Origin of the sequence: Micromonospora sp. DH13 (assembly GCF_020873825.1) — a bacterium.
Lineage (GTDB): Bacteria > Actinomycetota > Actinomycetes > Mycobacteriales > Micromonosporaceae > Micromonospora > Micromonospora haikouensis.
The window spans coordinates 24708-49924 of record NZ_JAHWGR010000018.1; the positions used below are offsets into that span (position 1 = coordinate 24708).

Sequence of the window (25217 nt, forward strand, 5' to 3'; positions counted from 1 at the left end):
GGTCAGGAAGTCGGCCAGGTCCATCGCGTCGCCCCGGGCGTCCACCGCCAGCGCGGTGGTGCCGGCGCGGGTCAGCGCCGCGGCGGTGACCGGGTCGTCGACGGCGGACCGGGCGAACACACCGGACCGGCCGGGATCGACCACCCGGGGCACCACGGCGCCGTCCCGGTCGTCGGCGACCAGCCAGAACACCCGGGCGGGCGCGTCCGGCGGCCGTTCGTGGACCAGGATCATCGCCCCCGGTCGGCGGGTCAGCGCCTGGACCAGCGAGCCGGGGTGGCCGGCGTCGAGCGGTGCCGGTCGCCCGCCCAGCGCCTGATGGAGCCCGTCCAGGGTCAGTGCGGTCACCGCCGTGTCGCTCACCGGGAGGTCGCCGATCCGCCCGTGCAGGGCGAGGTAGGCGCTGACCGCCCGGACCCGGAAGCTGTCCCCGGTGGCGTCGGCCTCGTCGACCTGCACCGCGTCGACCCACTCGGCGAGCCGGGGCAGGGACGGCCGGCCCCGGCGGACCTGCCGGCCGGCCGCGAGGCGGGCCGGCGGCAGCAGGCGCAGCGCCTCCCCGACGGCGTGCAGCGCCGCCGGGGATGGCCCGGCCGCGGCGGGTGCGGTCTCCTGCGCCGAGCCGGTCGACACGGACGCGGTGTCGACCGAGCCGGTCTCCGGCACCGCCTCGCCGGTCGACGCGGAGTCCGGGTCCCGGTCCGACGGCGGGTCCTGGTCGGGGTCCCGGTCCGAGGACGGGTCCTGGTCGGGGTCCCGGTCCGAGGACGGGTCCTGGTCCTGGTCCTGGTCCGGGTCCTGGTCCGAGGGCAGGTCCGGGTCCTGGTCCGCCGGCCGCTCCTGCACGGGGTACGGGGGTGGGTCGGATACGACCTGGCCGCCGAGCACCCGATGGCCGCTCGCGACGCGCACCGCCACCAGCCGTCCGCGCGCCAGCAGCATCCACGGCAGTTCGGTCAGCTCGTCCGGGTCGAGCGGGGTCAGCCGGTCGGCTGGCTCGGCATCCGGCCGCACCAGCGTCAGCGCGCCGCCGGGGGCCCGGTGGACGAGGACTATGGCGTCGCCCAGCCAGACCAGGGCGACCGAGTTGGCCGGCAGCAGCCCCAGGGCCGTGACCGGCACCGGGGCGAACTGCAGCGCGTGCAGCCGCCGGGCCAGCAACGCCGGGTGCTGCCCCGCCGCTCCGGGCAGACCGAGCCGGGTGAGCACGCGCCCCACCGACTGCTCGCCGGAGGGCCCGTCGACGGCGGCCCGCAGCCGGTCCATCCCGAACAGGGCCGAGGCGAGCCGAGCGGCCCGGTCCGCCGGGGTGCCGGCGGGCAGCCCGGACAGCCGGCCCCACAGGTTGACGCCGTCGCGCGAGATGTTCCCGCCCCACTCCTGGCCCAGGGCGTTGACCGCGCCGGCCAGGTCGGCCAGGTCGGCGGTGACCGCCGTGACGGCCTGGTTGACCAGCTGGAACGCCTGGGGTCCCGGCGTGACGTCGGCGGTGCCGGTGCTCGGCCGGGGATGGTGGGCCCGCCACTGCCCGTCATCGGTCCGGACCAGCACCACGGCCGCCAACACGGCGAGCGCCCCGGCGAACGCCTCCGCCGCCGGGCCGGTGTCGAGCAGCACGACGACGGGGAGGCCGGCGGCGGTGTCCGGCAGGATCGCCCGGTAATCGCGGGCGGGCAGCGCGCCGCGCCCGTCGGGCCGCCCGGTGGTCACCCCGTCACCGGTCACCACACCGGGCTCGACGAGGACGCCCCGTTCGCCCAGCAGCGGGCCCAGCCCCCACGCCCAGACCTGGTCGGGCAGGACGCGCAGCAGCGGCCCGTCCCGGTAGGGGACCGCCATCAGCTGCGGCGGCGGCACGTCGTCGGACGGCTGCCCGGTGTCGGTGGCCGGAGGCATCACCTCCCACGCCAGCACCCGTCGGGCGGTGAGCCGGCCGGAGGGGGTCGACGTGATCTCGGTGACCGACACGCCCGCGCCGACCCACCAGGCCGGTCCGACCGGTGCGCCGACCGGCACCGTCCAGTCGGGTACGAGCGTGCGGTCGACCGGGCGGATGCCGTGCTGGCGCAGCGGATTGTCGGTGACGGGATGTCCGACGCCGACGAGACGGGCCAGTTCGAGCAGCGCGAGCCGCCGCTCGTAGGGCAGGTCTTCGGCGAGTTGGGTCGGCAGGATCACGGCGAGCGGCCCGTCGTCCTCGGCCAGGAGGTCGTGCCCGGACTCCTCCAGGATCTCCCCGTCGATGAACCAGCCCTGCAGGACCGGTTCCCCGTCCGGCCCGGGTGCCATGACCCGCTGCACCGAACCCTCCGGTAGCGAGAACAGGTGGTCGTCGGCGCTGATCTCGTCGACAGCGACGAAGGCGACGTCGGTGACGGGGACGACGTCGTCCTCCTGGCCGGCCGCCGTATCGGCCAGGAACCGCACGGCCGACTGCGGCAGCGCCAGTACCGGCGGCGCCGGTTGGTTCTGTTGCCTCAGCACCGGGTCGGTGGCGACCATGGCGGCGACGACGTACGCGAGGTCCGCACCGCTCAGCACCCCGATCCGTTGTTCCTCGTCGGACCACGCGTACGCCGTCCACCTCCCGGGGTCACCGATCGTGGAGCGGGTGACCACCGCGTACACCGCGCCGAAGATCTCAGGGATCTCCCCGATCGCGTCGACCTCGCCGGGCACCACGATGACCCGGGTCCCCGGGGGCAGCCGGTCGGTCAGGGCCGCGACGGCGTCGGCCGCGTCGTAACCCGCCCGGGCACCGTCGATGATGTCGTCGATCTCGGACAGCGGGACCACGGCCAGCCGGGACACCGCACGCAGGGCGGCCGGCAGGCCGGAGCGACCGGGCGACCAGAGCACCACGCCGTCGGCGTACCGGTCGGCGGTGGGCACGGCCGACGCCGACATGCCCGCGACGAGCACGGACGTGCCGCCGCCGACCGGAAACTCCACAGCGACCATCCCGTCGCCCAGCCACACCAGCGACTGGGCGTCGTCGGCCGCACTGCGGTCCACCGCCCAACCCCGGCTGCGCCACGACGGGTGTTCGCGGGTCGTCCGGATCAGGTCGTCGATGTGGTCGGGCGAAATCGGTAGGCCGCCCAGACCGACGTGGTCCGCGTAGGGCCGGCCCACGTTCGCCCCCTGCGCCGCCCGGCCCAGGTCGGGTGTCCAGCGGACGACCGGCCCGGTCGCGATCCGGTCGCGGAGGAAGTCGGTGACCGGGGCGACCGTGACCAGGTCCACCGTGACCAGGTAAAGCTCCTCGCCGGACCAGCGCTGGAACACCCGGACCTGGTCGGCTGCGACCCGCAGCGTCAGGTCGTGCTGGTGCTGGCGCTGGTTGGAGTCGCCGAGGAGCAGCAGCCCGTCGTGGCCGGTGTCCTCCGCGAACGCCTCGGCCGAGGCCCACCGGTCCAGGTGGAAGTGGACCTGGCCGTCGACGACGTCCTGCCCGTACGGCCGGCCGAGCACGTCGAAGACCGCGCGGATCAGCGCGGTCTGCGTCGGGGTCCGGCGTCGGGCCGTGGCCGCGCCGAGGACCACGGCGTCGAACTCGTGCCGGAGCTCGCGCAGCAGGTCCGCGCTGTCCGGGCCGGTCAACTCCAACTGCCAGCCGGGGAGTTGATAGACGGCGGTCCAACCGGCCAGGTCGGCGTTGGGTGCGAGCACGCCGACGCCCCGCTCCAGCAACTGCTCGACGAACGGGCTCCCCTCCGGTGGCGACCGGTCGAACAGCACGACCCGGGGATGCGCCCGCAGCGCCTCGCTCTCGACCACCTCGTCGACGGTCACCTCCCAGCCGTCGCCGATCAGCCGGTCGCCGTCGAGTTGACCGACGGCGACGACCAGGCCCCGGCCCTGCACGTCCTCACGCTGGGGGATGGTGACCGCTGCCCGGGCCGGGGACGGCCTCGGGACGAAGTAGACCACCGGATATTCGACGATTCCCCGGGCGGTCTCCTCGACCAGCAGCATCGCCTGGGTCGGCGAGTCGAGGGAGCGGGTCCAGATCACCCCGTCCCGGGCGGACTGGCCGGCGGACATCTCCCGCACCTGCGCCAGTGCGGTGGCCGACACCGGGGCGAAGCGGTGCCCGGCCCCCGGCCAGGCGCCGGGGGTCTCGTCGACGAGCCGCGCCACCCGGTCCCGGTGCGCCAGGGCCAGCAGGTACGGGTCCCAGGGATAGACCCGCTCCGGCTCGACGACCGCCAGCCAGGACCGAAAGCGCGACCAGGGCTCGGCCACCACCCGCCAGGTGTCGGGGTGTTCGGCGGCGTACCTGCCGTCGAGGAGGTACTGCGGCATCAGCGTCCCGCCCCGCTCGGCGTGGAAGGACTGCACCAACTCCGGCCGGGGATCGGTGATCTCGATCATCACGTGGTGCCTCGGCAGCACGGCCGGGTCGATCAGCAGGACCTCGGCCTCCCGCAGCTCCGCGCGGAGGGCCTCGACGTTGGTCCCTCCCGGCCATTCGAGCAGGAGCCGCACGGGTGCGGCCGGCGCAGCCAGCAGCCCGGTGTCGAAGACCTCGGTGAGCCAGTCGTCGTCCTCATGGATCCGCAGGTCGGGATCGGCGAGCAGCACCTCGGCCAGCTGGCGACCCTCGACCGGGTCGGCGGCGTGCAGGGTGGCCCGGGCGAGCGCCTCGTCGAGCTGGGTGACGAGCAGATTCACCTCGATGCCGGTGACGGCGCTGGTGCCCAGGACGACCCACTGGACGTCGACGGGCAGCAGCGTCGGCAGGACGACGATGGCGGAGGCCCGTACCGCCCGGATGAAGCCGGACTCCGCCGCCGCGGCGTGGTCGAGGTTCGGGAAGAACAGCACCCGGGCGCCCTCGACAACAGGCAGCCGGGCCAGGTAGTCGGCTGCGGTGTAGCGGACACCGTCTGGGGTGACCAGCGTGTCGGACGACCCGGCGTCCAGTGCGCCGGGCTGGATGACGATGCGGTGCGCGCCCCGCCAGCGGTGCCGGTTGGCAAAGGACGCCAGCTCCCCGGCCAGCAGCCGCCACGGGTACCGCACGATCAGCTCGCGGATCTGTTCGTTGTTCCAGTAGTCGACCACGGGCACGTCGTTGGGCATCGCGGCGAGCGCGGCCAGTCCGACGGCGTACGCCGGGGTGTCCCCGAACGTCTCCCAGAGGAGTTCCCGGACCACGCTGAAGACGCGGTTGCGCAGCATCCGGCGCTCGACCACGGTGAGCGGGCTGTCGTCGTGCTGGTCGGGCCGCTCGGCCCGGACCGTGGCGGTCTCGGTCTGCTCCGTGTCCTCGATCAGATAACGCCAGGCCCGCAGGATCATCTCGGGCGGATCCACGATCGGCTGGGCCACCGGGCCGTCGACGAAGTCGTTGCGCCACAACGGCACCACGGTGACCAGGCGCGGATCGACGTCGAGCGTCACCCCCGGTGGCGGCTCCACCAGCGCGTCCACCTCCAGCGCCGGCTGGTCCTCGAACGCGGGCAACGACAACCGGACCAACCGGGCGGTGTCGGCCGGGGCCGCCACGGTCAGCTCCACCGGGGCCGCCCCGGTGGTGTCGGCCGTCGCCACCGGCCATCCGCCGTGCAGCAGCCAGCCCCGGTGCCCGCCAAGGCCGTCGGCCAGGCCGGTGTCCGCGACGGTCACCCGCCGCACCGGGCCGGGCGGGGTGACCTCCGGGCCGCGTGACGCCGCCGCCGGCCGCGACTCGTCCTGCCGTACCCGGTTCGTGGGACGCTGCTCCCGGGGCGACCGCTCGTACGTCGGGGCCTGGTCGCCGGCCGTGTAGTCGGGTGGCGCGACGTACGCCTGCCGGAACCGGTCGGGCAGACCGGCCAGCTGGGCCCGGGAGAGCTGCCCGGCGGGGGGTACGGGGAGCCGGAAGCGGAGCCGGGGCGTCCGGACCGGCTCGGCGGGCACCCAGAGCCGCTCCATGGGCACCACACTCAGGTGGGTCGGCACGGCGAGGCCCTCGTCCAGGCGGCGGCGCAGTTCACGCTCGACGGAACGGCCGAACGCCACGGCGTGCGCGTCGTCGTCGGTGACCACGGTGAGCACCATCGGCGCCCGCCGGTCGACGACCACGGTCGGCGTCCACGCGGTACCGGCCCGCCCCTCAACGAATGCGGCGTCCAGCATCGCTCCGGGCAGCATGCGCTCGCCGAGGACCAGGGCACGCTCGGAGTCGGCGAGCATGACGAGCAGATGCTGGCCGGGCAGGTCCACCGCGTCGGCCTGCCGCACGAGCGTGGTCGCCGTGGTCGCCAGTTCCTCGCCCTCCCAGGGCCACAGCACGGCCCGCTGTTTCGGGGTGCGCAGCACACCCGTCCAGTCGGGCCCCTTGTCGCTGTCACCGGTGTCGTCGACCCGGCGGTTGTCGCCGATGTCGCCGGTCACGGCGTCCGGGGTGCCCGGGTCGTCCAGGGTGACCAGGGCGTCAGGAACCCAGGCGTCGTAGTGGTCCCGCCCGTTGTAGATCAACCGCACCGGCGTCCCGTCGCCGTCCGGCCAGAGCACCGTCACCGACGGCGGGTCGAGCCGCCCCTGCCACACCGGCCGGCCGAGCGCCGCGCCGATCACCAGGGGCAGCACGTCACCGACCCGGCCGCCGTTCTCCGTGTCGTCCTGGCCGGGCAGCAGCCGCTGCCAGTCCCAGGTGTCGACCGCGTCGAGCAGGGTGGTCTGCACGTCCTCCCCCACCGGGAACAGCCAGGTCGTGGCCACCTGGTCGAACAGCCCGACCATCGCCGGGGAGGGGTCGGCCACCCGCCGCAGGATCTCGTCCCGCAGCGCCGCGTCGATGTCGGTCAGGTCGGTGTCGTGGACGCCCGCGCGGCGTACCCGCAGCAGCCGCTCCACCGAATCCGCCGGCATGCCCGCGATGCCGGCCATCGCCTCGGGCACCGCGACGGCGACCGCGCTGAGCAGGCAGAGCCCGTCGCCGATGATGCGGACCCGGTCCCACCCGGTCGGCGGCAGCGGGGCGTTGGTCAGCCGTACGCCGCCCGGGTCGGCGGCGCCGGCCCGGCTGGCGTACCCGGCGAAGGGCACCGCGACCGGCGGGTCCGGCTGGCCAGGGTCGACGATCTCGTCGTTGACCACGTCCCACGCCCCGGTGCCGTCGGGCACGAACAGCGCCCACGGCCGGCCGTCGACCGACAGCGGCAGGTGCCCCGCCGGCCCGGCCCCCACCACCAGGTCGCCCTCGGGCGCGAACACGTCGGTGTCGCGCAGGTCGGCCAATCGCTGCACGGACCGCGTGCCGATCCGGCCCGCCGCGCAGGAGAGCAACGCCAGTCGCCGGCCGTCCCGCTCGGGCGATTCCAGCAGGGTGTGCAGCTCGTCGACGGTCAGCGTCACCTCGCTGGTGCGGCCGTCGGCGTGGCGCAGCGGCACCCGGAACCGGTCGCCGGCCGCGTGCACCAGCACCGTCACGTTGTCGGTCGCGGCGGGCAGCCGCGGATTCCGGGCCAGCCGGCGCCACTCCCGGTCGGACAGCAGGGCGATGCTCCCCGGTCGGCCGGGGACGTCGTGGGTCACCACCTGGCCGCTGCCGACCCGCCAGGTCCCGTCCGGGTCCTGCCGCAGCCGGCCCGGGGCGGACCGGCCTGCCCGACCGGCCGCGGCGGGGTTACGCAACCGTCGCCGCTCCCGGCCGGCACGGTCCCGCCCGGCACGGTCCTGGCCGGCACGGTCCTGGCCGGCACGGTCCTGGCCGGCACGGTCGGCGGGCGCGGGCCCTCGGCGGCGGAGCCGGCCGGCGTAGGCGGGCCCCGGCTCGGTCCAGAGCACCGCCCGGCGGCGCTGCTGCGGCGTCGCCGGGCGCTGCGCGCCGGGGCTCTTCGACCGGCCGGCGCCCCGGCTGGTCTGGTCGACCCGGACCATCCGCGGCGGAATCCCCTCGGTCTTCAGTCGCGCCGCCACCATCGTGCCGACCAGCTCCGCCAGCGAGGCGGCCCGTCGCCGGCCGGTGCGGTCGGCCCGCAGCCGCAGCCGACCCGAGCCGTTGCCGCCGCCCTCGATCCGGACCCGCACCACCCGGGGGCGCTCGGTCCCCCACGCGCGGCGGGCCTGCGCGACGACCTGGTCGACGAACAGGTCCAGCTCGGGCCACTGCCCGGCCTCGGCCGCCCGCTGGCCGGGGGCGAAGTCGACGGTGACGGTGGCCGGCGGGTCGGCGTCGTCGGCACTGTGCCGGACGGGGGTGACGTCCTGGTCGAACCGGCCGCCGACCGCCGCCGCGACGGTGCCCAGCCAGCCCTGGATCTCGTCGGGGGTCGCGGCCGGACGTGTCGCGCCCATGTACTGCGCCGAGCGGTCGTCGACCTGCCACCGCCGGGCCGACTCGTTCCACGTCAGCTCGCCGCCGATCCGCGCGTGCCGCTCGATGGCCCGGCCCCGCGCGTCGAAGCCGACCGCGAGGCCCGCGTGGCCATGCCCGCCGAGCTGTTCCCGCAGCCGCTCGGCGGTCAGCTCCGGATCGTACTGCCGCATCCCCGCCAGCAGGGCGCGGAAGTCCCGTTGCCGCATCGCCGTGGCGGCGTCGGCTGCGCCGAGGTAGACCTCGCCGTCCTCGGCCACCACGTAGCGCCAGGTGCGGGCCCGCGCCGGGTCGAGCAGGTGGGCCGGGAAGTCGGCCAGCCGGTACCAGAGCGGATTGAGGCGTACGTCCCCGGCGTCGTCGCGTTCCCCCGGCGTGATGCGGGCCGCCCGCACCGCCGGCCCGTACGCGCCGTCGAGATCCGCGCCGGCCGACGACTCGTCGAGTGTGTCGGCGGCATCCGGGGCGGCTGGCGGCTCGGGGGTGTCCCGGGCGACCGGGATGTCGGGGGCGGCCGGGATGTCGGGGGCGGCCGGGGTGGTCGGGGTGTCTGGGGCGGCCGGGCTGCTCGGCTCGGCGGACGAGGCGTCGAAGTGGTCGCGATCGTTGTGGTACACCGTCACCGCGGCGGCGTCCGCCGGCCCGTACACCGCGCGCTCCCGGCCGTCGGCACGGCTGCGCACGCTCAACGACACGTCGAGCGCGTGCGCCAGCAGCGGCAGCAGGGCCAGGCCGACCGGTTCCGACCAGGATCGGGACCAGTCGTGCACGGCGGCCAGGAGCACGTCGAACTCCTGGTCGGTCAGCGGCCCGGCATGGAAGGCGTACCAGTCGAGGTAGGTGGTGAGCAGCTCGTCGTCGGTCAGCTCCGGCAGCCCCGTGTACCCGTGCCGCTCCAGCAGGGCGAGCCGGTCGGCGCGGGAGACCAGGCCGGGGTCGGTCCGTTCCCGGTCGGCCAGCGCCTGACGAATCTCGGGGAGCACCGCCGGCAGGGCGTCCCGGTGGGTGGTCAGATATCCGGCGACGAGGCCGATCAGGGCGTCGGCGGTGCGGTTCAGTGGCGCGTCGTCGGGCACGGACGTCGCGCCGATGGAGAGCTGCTCGGCGTGCCAGCTCACCGCCGCGCGGACATCGTCGGCCTCCGCCAGCCAGCGATCCACCTGCGGCGTCAGCAGCCCGGCGTCCGCCAACCGGCTCGACACCACGCCCGGCGCGGACGTCAGGACCGCGTAGGGCAGGCACCGCCCGTTCGCCGGCACCCGCACCAGGTCCGGCGGCAGCCCCTCCGCGGTCCGGGTGACCTGCTCGACCGTCGGCACGGGCACCGGGTCGACGGACGGGCTGGTCGTGGCGGGCTCCGGGTGCGTCGGGTCCGGCCGGGACATGCCGTACCGGCTGGTGGTGGCGGGGTCCACCAGGGCCCGCACGGTCGCCGTGTCGCCCGGCGTCACCGGCACCGGGAAGCCCTGCCCGTCCAGCACGATGACCCGCGCGCCCACCGGCGGCTCCGGCGGATTCCCGACCGGCCGGACCCGTCGGCCCGACGCCGCCTGGGTCTCCACCCAGAACAGCTCGCCCCCGTCGTTGACCAGGGCGAAGGCGTGGCGCGGGGCGTTCGGCGGCTCCACCAGCACCGCCGCCAACGCGTTCGGGCCGGCCTCGCTGACCCGGCCGACGATCTGCGCCCAGTCGGCGACCGGCTGCCACTCGACGCCGAGCTGCGCGGCGAGTTCCGACTCCGGGCGCACCGGGTCGATCGCGGCGTCGTCCCGGGTCACCCGGGGCGGCCGGGGTGCTGGCGAGAACTCGCCGACCACGGCCGCCAGCCGGATCACGCAGTCCAGCGCCGTGCCGTCGTACGGCGGCAGCACCCCGGTCAGGCGCTGCTCCAGGGTGGCCCCACGGCCCTCGACCGGGGTCCCGAGAGCGGCGGTCACCGCACCCACCGACACCGGCTGCGGACCCACCGGCGGCGTCCCAGGTCCCGACCCGCCCGCCGGCGGTGCGCCGACCGGCTGTGGCCCGCCCGTCCAGGAGCCGACGGTCGGCCGTCCCGGGGCGGCGGGGTCGGCTCCGGACGCGCGCCCGCCGCCCGCCGGCCCGCCGGCTCCGGCCTCCGGCGCGGCACCCGGGACCGGCGCGGACCCGCCGGTCCGGGCACCCGAGGGCGCGCCGCCGGCCGCACCGCCCGGTTGGCCGGCGGCCGTTCCGGACGACGCGGGCAGGCCGGAGGCCGAAGGCGCGTCCGCCGACGCAGGCACCCCGGGCGTGGAGGACAGGTCGGACGTGGCGGACAGGTCGGACGTCGTGGACAGGTCGTGCGTGGTCAACAGGTCCGAGAGGTCGGTGCTGCCACCGGCGGTGAGACCGCTCGGGTCCACCCGCTCCGGCCCGGCCGGCTCGCCGGGCTCCGTCGACTCGCCGTCGGCTCGCCGGAGCCGCCCCGCCGCGTCGGCGTCGGCCTCGGCGGAGCCGCCCCCGGCACCCGTCCGGGCCGCCGGTCCGGTTCCACCGGCCCCGGTGCCCGCCGCACCACCCCGGCCCGCGCCGCCCGGCGTCGTGCCACCCGCGCCGGTCGGGGCGGCACCCACCCCGGGCACGGCGGCCACCGCCTCGGCGTACGACGGTGGGCCGTCGTAGGCCGGCAGGCGGACCGGGTCGTACGCGGGCAGCGGCTCGTCGACAGTCGGATCGGCGGACGCCGGCGGCTCCTGCTCGGCAAGCGCCGACGACTTCGACGTCCGGTCCCGGTCACCGCCGGTGGCCTTGTTGAGCTGCTGCCCGATCGCGGTGCCGGCGACGCTCGCCAGCCCCGACATCGCGCCCGCGACGACGGCCGCCCCGTCGGCGTCCCACTCGCCGGTCGTGATGCCGTTGTAGAGGAACTCGGTCAGCCACTCGCTGACGCCCTCGTTGAGGACCTCCTGGGCCGCCTCGCCGGGCCGGAACCCGTGCGGGTCGGGGGTGTTCGACGATGCCGACAGCCCGACCCGCCGGCCCACGTTCGTCGACCGGGCCAGCCGCTCCAGACCCTGCATGAGCCCACCCAGGCCGAGGCCGACCGCGCCGCCCAGCGAGCCGACCTCGGCGGCGGCGCGGGTCAGCTCGTCGTTCCAGCCGTCCCGGGTGTGGTTGCGGATCTGGTAGAGCTGCACCAGCCGGTCCATCACCGTCTGGAGGCCGATCCCGACGGCCTGCGCCATGGCGACCTGGAACAGGACCCGGGTGGTGACGTTCTGGAAGATGACCCGCATGATCACCCGGCCGACCGCCAGTCGGGCCAGCGCGGCGCCCGGGTTGATCCAGGCGATCGCCAGCGCCGTCAGCAGCTCCACCATCAGGGCGAGCAGCGAGGCGATGATCATCAGCTTGGCGTACTGCACCTCGGTCGCGGTGCCCCGGTAGCTGTCGCCCATCCGGTTGGTGTACTTCGACACCAGGCCGAGGTAACCCGGGCTGTGCAGGACGTAGCGCTCCATCGTGTCGACGAAGGAGTCCTCCGCCTGCCCGTTCACCCCGGCCCGGTACGCCCGCACCCCGTCGCCGAACGTCTCGCTCGACGCGGCCACCTGCTCGGCGGCCCGTCGCAGCTCCTCGGCGGTGGCGAAGAGGTTGGTCTCGTCGGCCCTGGGAAACTTCTCGCCGATCAGGAAGCGCAGGAAGTTGGCCAGCTCGGCCGAAACCTCAATCGCCACCGGAGACCACCCCTCGTCGTCGTACCGTCGTCACGCGTCACGGAACCGCTGCCCGCCTGCGGCGGGAACCACTGCCAGCCGCTAGGAGTGCCGGCCGTTGTTGACCCCGCCGGCCATGTCGGCGTTGGTCGCCTCCACGTTGGCCAGGATCTGCCCCAGCTTCCGCAGGTCGTCCTGGTAGCCCTGCGGCACCGCGCCCAGGAGCTGGATGAGATCCGCGCCGAGCGACGCCTTCGGCAGGTTCGCCACGATCTCGTCGATGTCGGCGTACGGCTCGCCGACGAGTCCGGGATGGTCCGTGTCGCTGCGCCGCAGCGCCCGCTGGACCCGGTCCAGCTCCTCGGTGAACGGGTCGAAGTTCGGGTTCGTCAGCCGGCCGGTGTCGGCGCCGATCGGCCCGGTCGCCGGGGCCATCAGCGGGCACCCGTCGCGGGCGGCGGCACCGGGGCGTCGTCCGGCTCGGCGACGCGGAACACCTCGGCGAGCAGCCGCTCCATCGGCAGCGGGCCGCGTTCGGGGTCGACCTCGCCGGTCAACAGGTCGATCATGGGCAGCCCGGCGGGGAGCAGCGACTCGAACGCGGCGACGGTGCGGGCCAGCGCCTCGTCCCGGGCCGACCCGATCGTGTCGACCAGCAGCTCGCCCAGCTCCGGGCCGGCCATCGACCGGTACGCCGAGGTCGGGAACTTGATCGCCGTGACCGTTCCCCGGCTGTCCACGGTGACCGCGACCGCCCGGTTCTTCGCGGTCACCGTGCTGTACGCGCTGTGCAGGTCGCCCTGGATCTCGTCGATCGCGGCCTTCTGCCGTTCCAGTTCGGCGAGCGCCTGCTCGACCTGGTTGGACAACGGACTCGACATGTCCTCACCTCCTGGTTCACGTGGTTCGTCTCTGTCTCGTGGGGGCACCGGGTGTCAGCCCTGGCCGCGCGCGTGCTCCCGACCGTGGACCACCGGGCCGACGGCCGGTGCCTGCGCCATGTCGACCGGCGCCGCCACCGGTTGCCGCTTCGGCGGATCGGTCCGGCCGACCACGGCCGCCGTGCACGTCGGGTCGGCCCCCCATGCCTCGTCGTCCTCGGTCAACCGGGTGTTGCGCCGCGCGTCGTCGCCGCCCGCCCGGCTCACCGGCGCGCCGATCGCCGGCAGGAGCGGAGGCCCGGCGGGTCGGCCGGGACCGAGCGGTCCGGGTGCCCCGGCACCGCCGCCCGCCGCGCCGGGCGACCCCGCGCCCCCGCCGCCGCCGGAGAACCCCGTACCACCGGGCGAACCCGCGCCGCCGACGCCGCCGGGCGGACCGGCGAGCAGGGCGGCGAGTTCCCGGCCCACGGCGGATCCGCCGACCGCCGCGCCGGCCGGACGCGTGAGCGGCGCGTCGGCCAGGTCGCCGATGTCGACGCCGCCGTCGGCCCAGTTCCCCAGCGCGCCGCCGGAGCGGCGGTCGGCGTCCGCAACGCCGCCGCCGGCCCGTCCGCCGATCACCGGGCCGACGCCGCCGGCCAGGCCCCCCACCCCGGCCAGCGCCCCGCCACCCCACCCGCCGACACCGGTACGCCCGACAGCGCCGAACGCGCCGACGCCGTCGCCGGCCACGCCCGAGGTGTCGAGGCCGCCGGAGCCGCCGGCCAGGCTCGCCGCGCCGAGGGCAGACCCGATGCCCGCCCCGCCGAAACCGCCGCCGCCCAGCGGGCCGACCGCGCCGATCGCCGCCGACCCGCCGGCCAGGACGTTCCCCATCCCGCCGGCCCCCGAGGAGGAGGACGTCACATCCGGCCCGCCGCCCCCGGTGCCGTCGGGCCCGTCGAAGCCGGTGCCGCCGAACTGGGTGCTGGTGAACCGCACCTCGTCGCGGGGCGGGCCGTCGGTGGGGCCGTCCGAGGAACCCTCCGGGGGCGGCGGGGACTGCCCGCCGCCGGAGGGCCCGGTGAACCGGTTGACGATCCCGCTGGTCTGGCGCAACGCGGCGACGAGCTGGCCCAGCGCGGTCCGCATCGCCAGGTCGAGCTGGACGAGCTGCCGCAGCCAGGCGGTGCGGAGCAGCACGTCGAGACCGGTCCAGCCGGCTGCGGTGGTCAGGTCGAACGTGCCGCTGACCGGGCCGGTGCCGTAGGTGTCCGGGACGGTGACCAGCACCGCGTTCAGGCTGCCCCGGTCGACCTGTTCGAGGATGCTGCGGACCGTGCTGAACAACGCGGTCGGGTGGTACGTGTTGTACCACTCGTGGGTGTGGTCGCTGAAGACCCGCCAGGCGTCGTTGATCCGCTCGCGGAACATCAGCAGGTCGTTCGACTGCTCGAAGACCCGGTCCGACCAGGCGTTGGTGTCGTTCGTCGCGTTCATGTCCCGGGTGAGCCGGTCGATGTCCGCGTGCAGGGTGTTCAGGGCCGCCACGAAGACCGCCGAGGCCGACCCGGCGAACCCGGAACCGGCCCCGCTGATCCCGTCACGCAGCACCCGCAGCTCGGCGGCGGTGGTGAGCAGCGTCTGCTCGACCCGCCAGAGCAGGTTGCCGGCGTCGGTGAAGCTGCGTTCGCTGAACCAGCCGTTGGTGCCGGCGTACAGCCGGGTGAGGGCGTTGACGCTGGCCCGGTAGAAGCTGTCGAACGCGCTGCTCGGCGGCGGTCCGCCGGCCCCCTCCCAGAAGGTGATGTGGCCCCGCACGATCTCCCAGAGATCCCGCTGCGGGTCGTCCAACCCGGGGCCGACCCGACGGTAGCCGATCAGCTCCCGGTCCCCCGGGTCCACGGTGGGGCGGGTGCCGCGGTCCAGCTCCTGGGTGCGCCGTTCGACGAACCGGACCCAGGTGACCCCGTGGCCGGCGACCAGGTTGCGGTCGATCAGCGTGCCGCTGAACTGGTCGGCGCCGTCGCGGCCCTCGTTGAGGACGTCCCGCAGCATCCGCTCCCAGGTCCAGCCGATGAACTCCGGGTTCGGGGCGGTCACCGCGCGGCCCGCCCGCGTCGACGGTCAGCCACGGCGACGTCCCGTCGCCCGGGTGGGGCCGAGCGGCCCACCGGGTCGGCGCGGCGCGGCCGGTGCCGTGGTGGCCGGCTCCTCGGAATGCTCGGCCCGGCCGATGACGGCCATCCCGCACTCCGGGTCGGTGCCCCAGACGTCCTCTTCCTCCTCCAGCCAGGTCTTGCGCTCACGGTCCTTCTCCCCCTGTTGGCCGCCCCCACCCATGCCGCCCATGCCACCCATCGGCGGCATCATCGGGAACCCGCCGGCCGCCGAGGTCGCGGAGTCCGCGCCGCGCGCCCCGGTGCCGGCGGGCCCGAGGCCGGCCGGTTCGCCGAGCAACGCGGCCAGTTCGCTGCCGAGGGCCATTCCGCCGGTCGTGGACTCGCCCGGCGAGCCGCCGCCCAGGTTGCCGACGTCGACGCCGTCCACGTCGGTCGGGAACTGCGCCGACGGGTTGGTCGTGTCGTCGCCGAGGCCACCCGCCCCGCCGCCCTTGCCACCGCTCAGGCCGCCCGATCCGCCGGAGCCGCCCAGGCCCGGGGGCAGGCCGGGGACGACACCGCCACCGATGCCCCCGCCGATCCCGCCGCCGAGGCCGCCGCCGCCCGAGCCGGACCCGGTGCCGCCGCCGGGCAGGTCGTTCCAGTCGGTGCCGCCGCCGATGCCGCCCAGCCCGCCGGTGCCGAGATCGCCGCCACCGAGGCCCAGGCCGCCCGATCCGCTTCCGCCGCCCAGCCCCAGGCCGGAGCCGCCCCCCAGGCCCAGATCGCCGCCGCCCAGGCCGAGGCCCGAGCCGCCGCCCAGGCCGAGGTCCCCACCGCCGCCCAGACCGAGATCACCGCCGCCACCGAGCCCGAGATCGCCACCGCCGCCCAGGCCGAGGTCACCGCCACCGCCGCCCAGACCGAGGTCGCCACCGCCACCGAGGCCGAGGTCGCCGCCGCCGTTCAGGTCCGGCCCGCCGATGTCGGGGGTGCCCCCCGGCGGCGGGGTGGTGCCGGTGTTGCCCCGGGTCGGTGGCGGCGAGATGACGCTCACCAGGTGGGTGACGGACCGCAGCCGGGTGGTCAGCCGCGCCAGCTCGGCACGCATCGTGGCGTCGAGCTCACGTAACTGGCCGAGCCAGGCACCCTTGACCAGGTTGTCGACGCTCTGCCAGCCGGCCTCGGTCATCAGGTTGAAGGTGCCGGTGTTGACCGTGCCGTTGCCGTACGCGTCCGGCAGGGTGACCGTGACCTGACTGAAGTTGCCCGTCCTGACCTCGGTGATGATCTTCTTCAGCGAGTCGATCAGCGTGGTCGGGTTGTAGCCGTTGAACCACTGGAACGTGTGGTCGCTGAACTCCCGGAACGAGCTGGCGATCTTGTTGCGGAAGGTGGTCATGTCGTCGACCACGTCGTCGACCTGGTCGGACCAGGCCCGGTCCGCGCTGTTGGCGTTCATGTCGACGGCGAGCCGGTGCACGTCCCGACGCAGGTTCGCCACCGTCCCGATGAACACCCCGGAGGCGTTGCCCTGGAACCCGGACGCGTCGTCGCCGACCCGGTCCAGGATGGTCTTCAGCTCCCGTTCGGTGCTGACCAGGTTGCTCTCCACGTCGTGCAGCATCTTGGCGGCGTCGGTGAAGCTCTTCCAGCTGAACACGGGGTTGGTGCCGCTGGTCAGCCGCTGCAACGCCCCCTCGCTGGACTTGTAGAAGGTCTCGAAGGCGCCGCGCGGGGAAGGCGCCCCCTCGGTCTGCGACTCACCGAAGACGATCTTCACCTGGATGAACTGGGTCCGGGTGGTGTAGTGCGGCCTCCCGTCCCGCAGCGAGCCGACCGTGCTGATCCGGTAGAGGAAGAACTCGTTGCCGTCGAGCGAGTCGATCCGGTTGGTGTAGTCGGAGTCGTCGGGCGGATCCGAGGACTCGGTCACCGCGTCGAGCTGGTCGACGAGGCGCAGCCACCGGACGTCCGGACCAGCCACCAGCCTGCGGTCCAGCAGGGTGCCGCTGGTGCCGTCCGGCCCGTCCTTGCCCTCACCCAGGACGTTCTGGAGCATCGATTCCCAGGTCCACTGGGACATGTCCTGGTACGGCGCGGTCACCGGGTCACGCCGTCGGGTTGGGGGTGCCGGTGTTGGGGGTGCCGGTGCCGGTGCCACCCGTGCTGGGCAGGAACTCCAGGAACCGCTCGGCGGTGATCGAGTTGAGCGACTCGACGTAGTCCGAGTTCGCGAGCAGCTCGGTCAGCCCGACCGCGAGGCTGTTCATCGTGGTCCGGTAGCCGGTCATCCGGGTCAGCAGCGTGTCGCCGGTCTTGTTGACCTGGTCGCGGATGGTCTTGCCCGGCTCGAAGTTGTTCGTGCCGGCCGAGACGGTCAGGTCGCGCAGCGTCTGCGACACGTACTGGCCCTGCCCGGAGGTGGCGGTGTCGACCGCGTCCCGCAGGCTGTTCAGCTTCGCGATGATCTGGTTGATGTACGGCTCGTCGATGACGATCGGCATCGGGTGCTCCTTTCCGCGAGATGGGGGGCGGGCGGCCCCGTGCCGCCCGCCGCATCGAAGGTCAGACGTTGCCCTGGAACAGCGCGGCGCCCCGCGCGTCGCCCAGCCGGTAGTTGTCGTGGATCTGGTCGAGCCGGGACGACGCGGCGGCGAGCGCCTGCCGCATCTCCTCGATCCCGGTGTTCCACTTGGCCTGCGCCGCGGTGAACGCCTCCCGCGTGTCACCGGAGTTGGCGCTGACGTACGTCTGCACGACGGTGTTGAGCTCGTCGATCGCGTTCTGGATGCTGCTGGTGACGCCCTGCAGCTCGGCCGAGCTGTCCAGCAGCCCGTTGGGGTTGAGTCCGTACGACGGCATGGTCGCCCTCCCTGATGGGTCGGTCGGTGGTCAGGTCCAGCTCGCGGAGAGGGCGTTGTCCTGCTCCACCTGCGCGCTGGTCTGGTAGTGGCTGGTCATCGCGACGTTCAGGTCGAGCAGGCCCTGCTTCACCTTGCTCAGCCCCTCCAGCCACTGCTGGATGGAGTTGGTGAAGACGGTCTTCGCCTCCCCGCGCCACTGGGTGTCCAGGAAGCTCGCGGTGTTGTCGACGGCGCGCTGCGCCGCGTCGCACTGCGCGTCGGTCTGGTTCATCGCGGAGATGGTGCTGCGGATGGTCTGCTCGTCGACTTCGTTGCCGAGTGGCATGTGCGTTCCTTTCCGGTTCGGGCGCTCGCGGCGGATCCGCGGCGCCGGCTCCCCTGCCGGGCCGGCCTCATCCGACGACCCCGCGCGGGTCGAGGGCGGGGCCGGTCGGCAGCAGGTCGATCAGGTCCGGCGAGACGACGGTCGCGTTCGCGGGCGGGTAGCCCAGCCGCTCCGCCACCGCACCGCCGGCGAGGGGGTACTTCACCCCGGCGTCGGTCACCAGGTAGTAGCCGGTGCCGGGCTCCCCGCCGCGGCCGGCGACCAGCAGCCCGCCGAGCCCGGGGGCGACCGCCACCGCGTCGGCGGTGCGCGCGGTCCGGGTCACCCCGACCCCGCCCCGGACGATCCCGGACGCCGTCACCGCCCGGGCCGCGACGACCCGGGGGCGGCCGTCGGCGCCGAACCGCAGGCACCAGGCGAGACCGGGGCCGCGGGACGCCGCCGCCGGCGCCACCTCCGGCAGCTCGTCGGCCAGCGGCGGCCGCGCCGCGACGGGCAGCCGGGCCAGCGCGGCCGGGCTGAGCGGGGTCGGGACCACCGCCCGGCCGTCGTAACCGGCGACGGTGGCCGGGTCGGCGGCCAGCAGCGCGTACGCCAGCGGGGTGAGCCGGACCAGCCCGTCGCGGCGCAGCAGGTAGTGGCGTTCCGAGCCCTCGGCGGTCCGGGCGGTGAAGAGCTGGCCGACGCGGGTCGGCTCCCCGTCCACCACCGGCCCGGCCTCGCCGCGCCCCGGCACGGCCACCGGCCCCAGGTCCGGCCCGGCCGGCAGCAGGTCCAGCCAGGCCGCCGGCACGGTGACCGCCGGCCCGTCGTGGCCGAGCACGGCCGGCAGCCACGGCGCGGTGAGGCGGAACCGGCGGCCGTTCCAGATCAGGTGGCCGGCGGCCGGGTCGCCCGCCGGCCGGGCCAGCACCGCCCGGTCGGCCGGCAGCGCCGTCCCGTCCGCCGTCGCCGCGACGGCCAGGGTGAGCGCGGTCGTCTCGGTGCCGGCCAGGTCCGTGGCGGCGGGCGCGCAGGCGGTCCAGTGGGCACCGGCCAGCCCGCCGGCCGGCAGCACGTCGGGGGCGCCCACGATGCCGACGGGCTGCCCGTGCGCCACCCCGCGCAGCGACTTCGCCGACACGGTGACGACGGCGAGGTCCTCGCCGAGCAGCAGCCGCGCCGAGGCGTAGTTGAGCACCGGGCGCAGCCGCCCGTCGAGAAAGAGGTAGCGCGACCCGGTCTCCTTCTCCACCACCAGCGCCCCGGCCCGCCGCCACGCGGTGGCCCCGCCGGGGGCGAAGAAGCCGTACAGGGTGAAGCCCCCGGCGACCAGCGCGGCGACCAGGATCCCGGCGAGCAGGCCGACGGTGGTGCGCCGGTGCGGCGTCTCCAGACCGTCCGGCTCGCCGGCCACCAGCGCGGCGCTGAGCCGGCCGAGCAGGTGGGACTGGGCCTGCACCTGGTCGCGTCGGGACTGCACGGCGTCAGCCCCCGATCGCCCGGAAGAAGCCGTACCCGCCGAGGACGGCGAGCAGGATCGGCAGCAGGGCCACGGCCGCCGCGGTCAACGTGAGATCGCCGACCCGCCCCCAGTACGGCGTCACCCGCCGCTCGCTCAGGCTCCGCGCGGCCATCAGCAGGGCCGGCACGGCCACCGGCAGCGCGCCGAGCGCCGCGATCCGGCCCACCGGCCCGAGGCCGGCCAGCGTGTCGACGGCCGCCGCGGTCAGCCCCACCAGCGCCGGTACGCCCTGCGCCAGCCGGTGCCAGGCGCTGGTCATCGGCCGGGCGTTCAGCGACCAGACCAGCGCGACCAGCGCCACCAGGGTCAGCTCGGCCCAGCCCGCCCGGTGCGCCACCACCAGCAGCGCCACGGCGGTCGCGGCGGCCGCACCGGCGTACAGGGCGGTCATCAGCCGGTCGACGGCCCGTGCCCGGTCCATCAGCGGGCCGGCGGGCTCGGGGGCGATGTCCTCCTGGAGGTGCTCGGGCCGGGTCGGCAACGGGGCCAGGCGCAGCCCGGCGAGGCGGAACGCGAGCAGCGGCACGGTCAGCACCAGGGCGGTCGCCGCCACCGCCACCACCGCGCCGGCCTGCGCCCCGGTGAGCCCGCCGGCGGTGGCGGCGGCCCCGCCGAGCACGCCCAGCAGCAGGGCGGTGGCCAGGGCGACGAAGACCGGGGTGGCCGCCCCGAGCAGCCCGGCGGCGAGGACGGCGACGGCCGCCGCGGTGGCGGTGCCGCCCAGCACCTGCGGCACGGCCAGCGGCCAGGCCGCGCCGGCGTCCCCGGGCAGCACGAGCCCGGCCGCCGCGGCGTAGCCGGTCGCGGCGACCGCGAGCAGCACCCCGAAGCCCCGCTCGCCGCCGGCCCGGACCAGGGCCGCCCCGGCGGCCAGCGCCAGCACCGCCACGGTCAGTGCCGCCGCCGCCCGCAGCGGGACCGGGCCGGGCATGAGCAGGGCCAGCAGGCCGACCGCGAGCAGCGGACCGGCCACGGCCAGCGCCACCGGCCGGTTCAGCTCGGGGCGCCACCGGCCGGGCCGGTCCCGCACCCCGGTCGCCATCCCGTCGACGAGGTCGTCGAAGTCGACCTCGGGCAGCTGGTCGGCGCGGGGACGCAGGTAGACCAGGTCGCCGTCGTGCAGGTCGAGCGCGGCGACGCTGCTCTCCTCGTCGAGCGGGGCCGCGCCGGCCCGCTGCAGGACCCAGCCGCCGTGGCCGAGGCCGGTGTCGGCCAGCCCGTCGCCGAGGTGGTGCAGCAGCGCCGGCAGCAGGTCGGCGACGACGACCCCGGCCGGGACGGCCACCTCGATCTGCCGGCTGGGTCCACGCACGACCAGCCGGCACATCTGCTCGGTCACGGTGCCAGTCATGGCCCCTTCAACGGAGCCGTCGGCGGACGGTTCAACGGCGACCCGGATTTTCTTTCCGGCCGACGACCGGCCCGGCCCGCGCCGCCGCCGGCCGCCTCCCCGGCGGGCCGCCCGCCCTGGCGGGCGAAAAAGCGATCGACCCGAAAGCGGCCCGGGTCCGTTGTGGGGGGCGGACCGATGCCGCATGTGGAGGGGGACGGGTATGGGGACGGTGCTGTTCCGGCGACCGGCGCGGCGCGGCGGGCCGGAGATGCCCACCGGCGAGTTGACCCTCCAGGAGCCGCCGGAGCTGAGCGAGCCGCAGCAGAACGGTGCCCGGCAGGCCATGATGGTGCTGCCGATGGCGCTCATGACCGGCGTGATGATGCTGATGTTCATGGGCCCGTCGCGCGGCCCGCTGACCTGGGTGATGGCCGGCATGATGGCGGTGGCCATGGGCGGGGTGATGATCGGCTCGGTCATCGCCAGCAGCGGGGAACGCAAGCAGCGGCACGGCGGCGACCGCCGCGACTACCTGCGCTACCTCGCCCAGCACCGACGGCGGGTCCGCCGGTTCGCGGTCGAGCAGCGCGCGTCCAGCCTCTGGCGGCACCCCGACCCGGCGTCGCTGTGGTCGCTGGCGATGACCACCCGACGCTGGGAGCGCCGCCCCACCCACCCGGACTTCCTGGAGATCCGCGTCGGCACCGGCGAGCAGCGGCTGGCGGTGCGGATCGCCCCGATGCAGACCAAGCCCGTCGAGGACCTCGAACCGGTGGCCGCCAAGGCGCTGCGCCGGTTCATCAGGGCGTACAGCACCCTGCCGGACCAGCCGGTGGCGCTGTTCCTGCCGGGCTTCGCCGAGATCCGGGTCACCGGCGAGCGGCCGCTGGCCCGGGCCCTGCTGCGGTCGCTGCTCGCCCAGCTCGGCACGCTGCACGCGCCCGAGGAGGTCCGGGTGGCGTTCTGCGTCGGGCCGGACGGGCTCGCGGCGTGGGAGTGGGCCAAGTGGCTGCCGCACGCCCAGCATCCCGCCGAGCAGGACGCCGCGGGCGGTCTGCGGCTCGCCGCCGACGGGATCGAGCGGCTCGAACGGCTCCTCGGCGCGGAGTTCACCGGCCGCCCCCGGTACGAGGCGGGGGCCACCGCCGACCGGGACGAGCCGTACGTGGTGGTGGTCCGCGACGGCGGCCGGGTGCCGGCCGGGCACCGGCTCACCGCCGGCGGCTACCGCAACGCCGTCTTCGTCGACCTGGACGACCCGCCGGTCGCCACCGGGAAGGGGATCCTCAACCTGGAGGTCACCGCCGACGCGCTGACCATGCTCGGCCGGGACCGGGTCGGCCAGGAGACCCGGCAGGTGCTCGCCGCCCCCGACCTGCTCGGCCCGGCGCGGGCCCGGACGGTCGCCCGGCTCCTGTCGCCCTACCGGCTGGCGGTCAGCACCGAGCTCGCCCCCGAGCCGATGAAGGCCGACTTCGACCTCGGCACGCTGCTGGGCATCCCCGACCTGGAACGGCTGGACCTGGCCGCGCTGCGCGGGCGGCGCGCCCCCGACGCGCGGCTGCGGGTGCCGATCGGGGTCGACGCCACGGGCGCCCCGGTGGAGCTGGACATCAAGGAGTCCGCGCTGGGCGGGATGGGGCCGCACGGCATGCTGATCGGCGCGACCGGCTCGGGCAAGAGCGAGCTGCTGCGCACCCTGGTCCTGGCGCTGGCCGTCACGCACTCCTCGGAGACGCTCAACCTCGTGCTGGTCGACTTCAAGGGCGGGGCCACGTTCCTCGGCCTGGACCGGTTGCCGCACACCTCCGCGGTCATCACCAACCTGGCCGACGAGGCGTCGCTGGTCGGCCGGATGCGCGACGCCCTGCACGGCGAACTGGTGCGCCGCCAGGAACTGCTGCGGGCGGCCGGCGGCTACAGCTCGGTGCTCGACTACGAGAAGGCCCGCGCCGGCGGCGCGCCGCTCGACCCGCTGCCCACCCTCTTCGTGGTCGTCGACGAGTTCTCCGAGCTGCTCGCCGCGCACCGCGACTTCATCGACCTGTTCGTCATGATCGGACGGCTCGGCCGGTCGCTCGCGGTGCACCTGCTGCTGGCCAGCCAGCGCGTCGACGACGGCCGGATCGGGCAGTTGGAGTCGCACCTGTCGTACCGGATCGGGTTGCGGACCTTCTCGGCGATGGAGTCGCGGTCGGTGATCGGGGTGCCCGACGCGTACGAGCTGCCGGCCGCACCGGGCAACGGGTACCTGCGGATGGACGTCTCCACCCTGATCAGGTTCAAGGCCGCCTACGTCTCCGGGGAGTACCGCCCGCGCCGCAGCCGGGCCCGGCAGGAGGTGGTCCAGCGGCAGGTGGTGCCCTACGGGCTGGAGCTCGTGCCGGTCGAGACGCCGGCACCGCCCCCGGACGAGCCGGAGACGCCGCAGGACGAACCGGCCCCGCCGCAGGACGAGCCGGAGACGCCCGCCGCGCGGGCCGTCTTCTCGATCGTCACCGACCAGCTCGTCGACTCCGGGCCGCCGGCCCACCAGGTCTGGCTGCCGCCGCTGGCCGACTCCCCCACCCTCGACAGTCTCCTGCCGGCCCTCGCGCCCGACCCCGACCTCGGGCTGGCCGCCACGGACTGGCCCGGCAACGGCCGGCTGGTCGTCCCGCTCGGCTTCATCGACAAGCCCTACGAGCAGCTGCGCGACCTGCTCACCGTGGACCTGTCCGGGGTGGGCGGACACATCGGCGTCGCCGGCGGCACGCGCAGCGGCAAGAGCACCCTGATCCGGACGCTGGTCTGCGCGCTCGCGCTGACCCACCGCCCCACCGACGTGCAGTTCTACTGCCTGGACTTCGGCGGCGGCACCCTGGGCACCGTCGCCGGGCTGCCCCACGTGGGCAGCGTCGCCGGCCGGCTCGACACCGACCGGGTCGGCCGGACTGTCACCGAGGTCACCGGCCTCATCACCCGACGGGAGCGGCGCTTCGCCGAGCAGGGCATCGACAGCATCCAGACCTACCGGCGGCTGCGGGCCGAGGGCAAGATCGCCGACGACCCGTACGGCGACGTGTTCCTGGTGGTCGACGGCTGGTTCACGCTGCGGCAGGAGTTCGAGCCGCTGGAGGTCTCGCTGCGCGAGATCGCGGCCCGGGGCCTCAACTTCGGGGTGCACCTGATCGTCAGCGCGGCCCGTTGGTCGGAGGTGCACCACAGCATGCGCGACCAGCTCGGCATCAAACTGGAGCTGCGCCTCGGCGACGCCGTCGACTCCGCCATCGACCTGCGGTTGGCCGCCACCGTGCCGCGCGCCCCGGGCCACGGGCTCACGCCGGAGAAGCTGCACTTCCTCGGGGCGTTGCCGCGTATCGACGGCAACCCGGACCCGGCGAGCTCGGCCGAGGGGGCGCGGGAGCTGGCCGCCACGGTCGCCGAGTTCTGGCCCGGGCCGCAGGCGCCGCCCGTGCGGACCCTGCCGGCGGTGCTGCCCGCCGCCGACCTCCCGCCCGCCGAGGGCGACCTGTGGGTGCCGCTCGGCCTGGACGAGACCGACCTGCAGCCGTACTGGCACGACTTCGCGGAGCTGCCGCACCTGACGGGGCTCGGCGACAGCCAGAGCGGCAAGACCAACCTGCTGCGGCACCTGGCCCGGATGATCGTCGGCCGGTTCACCCCGGCCGAGGCGCGGCTCCTCGTCGTCGACTACCGGCGGCAGCTGTTCGACACGATCCCGGACGACTACCGCCTCGGCTACTCGGTCTCGGCCGACGCCACCCGGGAGACCATCGCCGACGCGGTGGCCGGTCTCAAGGGACGCCTGCCTGGCAAGGAGATCAGCCCCGAGCAGCTGCGCCGCCGCGACTGGTGGACCGGACCCCGGCTGTTCGTGCTGGTCGACGACTTCGAGATGCTCGCCGGGCAGGACAACCCGCTGCAACCGCTGATCCCGTACGTGCCGCACGGCACCGACATCGGCCTGCACATGGTGGTGGTGCGGGGCACCGCGAACCTCATGCGGATGTCGATGGATCCGCTGCTGCGCCGACTCCAGGAGGCCAACAGCCCGGACCTCGCCCTGTCCTGCCCGCCGACGGAGGGGCCGCTGCTCGGCGGGGTGAAGGGTCGGCACCTGCCGCCCGGCCGGGCCATGGTGCTGACCCGGCGCGGGCACCGGATGATCCAGACCGCGTACGTCGATCCCGCGCCCTGACCACTGGGCGCGGCACCCGCGCGGCGCGCAACGGGGCCGGGGC

Annotated in this window: 11 protein-coding genes (1 of these 11 only partly in view); 1 reads left to right on the forward strand and 10 read right to left on the reverse strand. The window is 75.4% G+C overall.

Annotation, left to right across the window (positions count from 1 at the left end):
- The 10 genes from LPA42_RS18365 to eccD all read right to left on the reverse strand — a co-directional run.
- Window positions 1-12003, reverse strand: partial view of a hypothetical protein gene (locus tag LPA42_RS18365; protein WP_228986712.1) — the start only. 16935 nt of this gene lie to the left of the window's left edge; only the first 12003 of its 28938 coding nucleotides appear in the window; its start codon is at window positions 12001-12003; its stop codon lies beyond the left edge, outside the window.
- 81 nt (window positions 12004-12084) lie between these two features.
- Window positions 12085-12417: a hypothetical protein gene (locus LPA42_RS18370; RefSeq protein WP_077937314.1), complete on the reverse strand. Its 333-nt coding sequence runs from the start codon at window positions 12415-12417 to the stop codon at window positions 12085-12087.
- A complete protein-coding gene (locus tag LPA42_RS18375) occupies window positions 12417-12863 on the reverse strand; it encodes a YbaB/EbfC family nucleoid-associated protein (protein WP_077937313.1) in 447 nt (148 codons plus the stop codon). Before LPA42_RS18375 ends, LPA42_RS18370 begins: the two co-directional genes overlap by 1 nt.
- Window positions 12864-12917: 54 nt before the next feature.
- The gene (locus tag LPA42_RS18380; protein WP_228986713.1) at window positions 12918-14945 is read right to left on the reverse strand and encodes a hypothetical protein; all 2028 of its coding nucleotides are present in this window, start codon (window positions 14943-14945) and stop codon (window positions 12918-12920) included.
- A gap of 24 nt (window positions 14946-14969) precedes the next feature.
- Window positions 14970-17051: a hypothetical protein gene (locus LPA42_RS18385; RefSeq protein ID WP_096761629.1), complete on the reverse strand. Its 2082-nt coding sequence runs from the start codon at window positions 17049-17051 to the stop codon at window positions 14970-14972.
- 4 nt (window positions 17052-17055) lie between these two features.
- Window positions 17056-17451 (reverse strand): hypothetical protein, encoded by a 396-nt coding sequence (locus LPA42_RS18390; protein ID WP_077937311.1) that lies wholly within the window; start codon window positions 17449-17451, stop codon window positions 17056-17058.
- 61 nt (window positions 17452-17512) lie between these two features.
- A complete protein-coding gene (locus LPA42_RS18395; RefSeq protein WP_077937310.1) occupies window positions 17513-17809 on the reverse strand; it encodes a WXG100 family type VII secretion target in 297 nt (98 codons plus the stop codon).
- 30 nt (window positions 17810-17839) lie between these two features.
- Window positions 17840-18136, reverse strand: coding sequence for a WXG100 family type VII secretion target (locus tag LPA42_RS18400; RefSeq protein WP_043962984.1), 297 nt, complete (start codon window positions 18134-18136; stop codon window positions 17840-17842).
- A 67-nt stretch (window positions 18137-18203) separates the two neighbouring features.
- Window positions 18204-19598: a type VII secretion protein EccB gene (eccB, locus tag LPA42_RS18405; RefSeq protein WP_077937309.1), complete on the reverse strand. Its 1395-nt coding sequence runs from the start codon at window positions 19596-19598 to the stop codon at window positions 18204-18206.
- A gap of 4 nt (window positions 19599-19602) precedes the next feature.
- Complete coding sequence (eccD, locus tag LPA42_RS18410; protein ID WP_158229404.1) at window positions 19603-20991, reverse strand: type VII secretion integral membrane protein EccD; 1389 nt, start codon at window positions 20989-20991, stop codon at window positions 19603-19605.
- 202 nt (window positions 20992-21193) lie between these two features.
- Here eccD and eccCa point away from each other — a divergent pair, with 202 nt between their 5' ends.
- The gene (gene eccCa / locus LPA42_RS18415; RefSeq protein ID WP_077937307.1) at window positions 21194-25174 is read left to right on the forward strand and encodes a type VII secretion protein EccCa; all 3981 of its coding nucleotides are present in this window, start codon (window positions 21194-21196) and stop codon (window positions 25172-25174) included.
- The last annotated feature ends 43 nt before the right edge of the window (window positions 25175-25217 follow it).